This is a genomic window from Thalassolituus sp. UBA2009 (assembly GCF_002335285.1).
In the GTDB taxonomy this organism is placed as follows: Bacteria; Pseudomonadota; Gammaproteobacteria; order Pseudomonadales; family Oceanobacteraceae; genus Venatoribacter; species Venatoribacter alkanivorans.
The window spans coordinates 1-3,791 of record NZ_DDCJ01000109.1 but is presented as its reverse complement, the minus strand read 5'-3'; the positions used below and the strand labels follow the sequence as shown (position 1 = coordinate 3,791).

2 protein-coding genes and 1 pseudogene are annotated in these 3,791 nt (G+C 53.7%); all 3 read left to right on the top strand.

Annotated features, from left to right (window positions below):
* Positions 1–288 (top strand): annotated as a pseudogene (locus tag B3P58_RS14000) (hypothetical protein); the annotation flags it as partial.
* Between the two features lie 78 nt (positions 289–366).
* A complete protein-coding gene (gene gyrB / locus B3P58_RS13995; RefSeq protein WP_286718390.1) occupies positions 367–2,784 on the top strand; it encodes a DNA topoisomerase (ATP-hydrolyzing) subunit B in 2,418 nt (805 codons plus the stop codon).
* A 71-nt stretch (positions 2,785–2,855) separates the two neighbouring features.
* Positions 2,856–3,287: a hypothetical protein gene (locus B3P58_RS13990; RefSeq protein WP_286718388.1), complete on the top strand. Its 432-nt coding sequence runs from the start codon at positions 2,856–2,858 to the stop codon at positions 3,285–3,287.
* Positions 3,288–3,791 lie beyond the last annotated feature (504 nt).

Sequence of the window (3,791 nt, the reverse complement as noted above, 5' to 3'; positions counted from 1 at the left end):
CTGAAAATTGCCCAGGGCGCACTGTTCCAGCAAGAGAGTGGAAGACGCACCATTTATCTGGTCGATGATCTCGCATCAGAGCTGGATGAAAAGCACCGTTTCGCTTTATGTAAGCTGCTGGAAGACTTAAAATGTCAGGTCTTTATTACCAGTATCGATAAGGACAAGCTGACCGATATCTGGCAGCCCGTAGCCAGCAAGTTGTTCCACGTGGAACAGGGTGCTGTTCAGGATGTTGCAGCAGAAGTTGAACATGCAGCATCACAGCAAGACAGGCCTGCGGACTGATACAAAACAGCTTATTTCGCATTGCCCGACAACGCATAACAGCGGCAGTGCACCGAATTCATCAAGAGGAACCACCGAATGAGTGAGCAGACTTACGACTCGTCGAGTATTAAAGTCCTGAAAGGGCTGGATGCCGTGCGCAAACGGCCGGGCATGTACATTGGCGATACCGATGACGGTACCGGTTTGCATCACATGGTGTTCGAGGTGGTGGATAACTCCATTGACGAAGCCCTGGCCGGCCATTGCGACCAGGTCGATGTGATTATCCATACCGATAACTCCGTATCCGTATCGGATAACGGCCGTGGTATTCCAACCGAGCTGCACCCGGAAGAAGGCGTATCAGCGGCTGAGGTTATCCTCACCGTACTGCACGCTGGCGGTAAGTTCGATGACAACTCCTATAAGGTTTCCGGTGGTCTGCACGGCGTGGGTGTTTCCGTTGTAAACGCGCTGTCAGAAAAGCTGAAGCTGACCATCCGTCGTGGCGGCAAAGTCTACGAGCAGGAATACAGCCACGGTGTACCGGACTACCCGCTGAAAGAAGTCGGCACCACCGAAGGCAAAGGCACCACGGTGCGCTTCCTGCCATCGCTGCAGACCTTTACCAACAAAACCGAATTCAGCTACGACTACCTGGCCAAGCGTCTGCGTGAACTGTCGTTCCTGAACTCCGGTGTGCGTATTCACCTGAAAGACGAGCGCAGCGACCGTGAAGATACCTTCGCGTTTGAAGGCGGTCTGGGCTCATTCGTAACCTTCCTGAATGAAGGCAAAACTGCCCTGAACGACGTATTCCACTTCAATATCCAGCGCGATGACGGCATTGCCGTTGAAGTGGCGATGCAGTGGAATGATACCTTCCAGGAAAACATCTACTGCTACACCAACAATATTCCACAGCGCGATGGTGGTACTCACCTGGCCGGTTTCCGTGCTGCGCTGACCCGTACCCTGAATAACTACATCGAAAAAGAAGGCCTGGCGAAAAAAGCCAAGGTTTCCACCACCGGTGATGACGCCCGTGAAGGCTTAACCGCCATTATTTCGGTTAAAGTGCCGGACCCTAAGTTCAGCTCCCAGACCAAAGATAAACTGGTATCGAGCGAAGTGAAGCCTGCGGTAGAACAGGAAATGGGCCGTCTGTTTGCCGATTACCTGCTTGAATACCCACAGCAGGCCAAAGATCTGGTTGGCAAGATGATCGACGCAGCCCGTGCCCGTGAAGCGGCGCGTAAAGCGCGTGAAATGACCCGCCGCAAAGGCGCTCTGGATATCGCTGGCTTACCCGGCAAACTGGCTGACTGTCAGGAAAAAGACCCGGCACTGTCCGAAGTGTACCTGGTGGAAGGGGACTCGGCGGGTGGTTCTGCGAAGCAGGGCCGTGACCGCCGCACCCAGGCCATTCTGCCGCTGAAAGGTAAGATTCTGAACGTCGAGAAAGCCCGCTTTGACAAGATGCTGTCTTCTGCTGAAGTCGGCACCCTGATCACCGCACTGGGCTGTGGTATCGGCCGCGAAGAGTTCAACCCGGACAAGCTGCGTTACCACAGCATCATCATCATGACCGATGCCGACGTCGACGGTGCGCACATCCGTACGCTGCTGTTGACCTTCTTCTTCCGTCAGATGCCGGAAATCATAGAACGCGGCCACGTCTTTATTGCCCAGCCACCACTGTACAAAATCAAGCGTGGTAAGCAGGAGCAGTACATCAAAGACGAAGAAGCGATGGAAAGCTACTTGACACACATTGCGCTGGAAAAAGCCGCTCTGCACCCGTCTGCTGAGGCTCCGGCCATCTCCGATGAAGCCTTTGCCCAGCTGGTTGCCGACTACCGTGCAGCGCAGGAAACCATCACCCGTATGTCCAACCTGGTACCGCACGAAGTGCTGCACCAGATGGTAACCCTGCCGCGTATGAACAGCGCTGATCTGGCCGACAAAGCCAGTGCCGAAGCCTGGGCTCAGCAGCTCAGCGACCGTCTGCCGGACGCCGGCCGCAGTGGCAGCCACTTTATTGTTGAAGTGGCCGCCGACAGCGAGCGCAACAGCCATAAGATCGTGATCAAAGTAATCACCCACGGTATTCCGAAAGAATTCCGTCTCGATCACGACTTCTTCGCCGGTTCCGGTTACAACAAACTGGCCACTATGAGCCAGAAGCTGAGCGACACCCTGGAAGAAGGCGCTTACATCCAGCGTGGCGAACGCGTGCATCTGATCGAAGACTTCTGGGATTCTGTGCAATGGCTGCTGGCCGAAGCGAAAAAAGGCTTCAATATCCAGCGCTATAAGGGTCTGGGCGAGATGAACCCGGAACAGCTGTGGGAAACCACCATGGACCCGAACACCCGCCGCATGCTGCGCGTGACCATCGAAGACGCCATCGGCGCCGACAAGATGTTCACCACCCTGATGGGCGACGACGTAGAACCGCGCCGCGCCTTTATCGAAGCCAACGCGCTGAACGTAGCGAACCTGGATTTCTGATCCGGGGCTAGGTAATGGAAAGGCAGCTTCGGCTGCCTTTTCTTTATTTGTCTGTAAAAAGGAGCAACACAGTGAAATTGATATTCGCAGCTATTTTAGCCTCAACCATTCTGCTTTCCGGATGTGCGATCAAACCCATACCGAGTCAGCCACGGGATAGCTACAACTGGTATGGCTCAGAGCAGGGGGAAGGTGCGGCGGTAAAGACCGTGCGTGGAATTAAAGTCTGGTCGGTGGATGGTCAGCGTATTGCCAGTATTCTCGAAGTGATGACAGGGAAAGCGTTTGATGCGCTGAAGTTAGCGCCTGGACGTCACTCAATGATTGCGACCGTTGATGGTCGTGATATGAAGATTGGAGCGGTCAATTATGAAGCTGGCCATGAATATCTTATCGATATGCTGAAAGTGGGCGACAGAACCTACTACTGGGTTGAAGACACAACCAGCGGCCAGGTTGTGTACGGCAAGAAGAAGACTGTGGAAGAGTTCCTGAAAGACTGATCTTGCACAGAAAACCTCCGGCGTTCGGATGCCGGAGGTTTCTGCTCAGACTGTTTTATACCTCGTACTTCTCCCGCCGCCCGGCAGCTTTTCAATACAGCCCTTTTCCAGTAAATCGGCCAGATATACACCCTGATAACTCTATTCGGCTCATCATTGTAAAAAATATGAGCCGAATACCAGGCCTTATTCGGCTCACATCAGATTCCACTGTTGAAAGAAACCTGAAAAAGACGCGCGCCAGCCTGCCATTCCTGCGCTCCGTCACCCTCAACCGGCCACTTTGTGGTACTTTGCGCGCCTTTGGGCCTGTCGACACTAAGTGAATCGGGCCTGCTGAGAGCCAGTTTTTCTCAGAACAAGGAGAGAGGAGTGATATTAGTGGGCTAAATGAATAACGAACGACGAAGTTAATGGGGAAAACTGGCCTCAGCCCGAAGGGTTATGGCTAAAAATCCCTCATCCTGCGTTGCTGTTCGCTCGCTTAACCCGTTAGGCCACACT

Coding starts and splice junctions, on each gene's coding strand:
- gyrB (WP_286718390.1), top strand. CDS start 367: ATGAGTGAGCAGACTTACGACTCGTCGAGTATTAAAGTCCTGAAAGGG.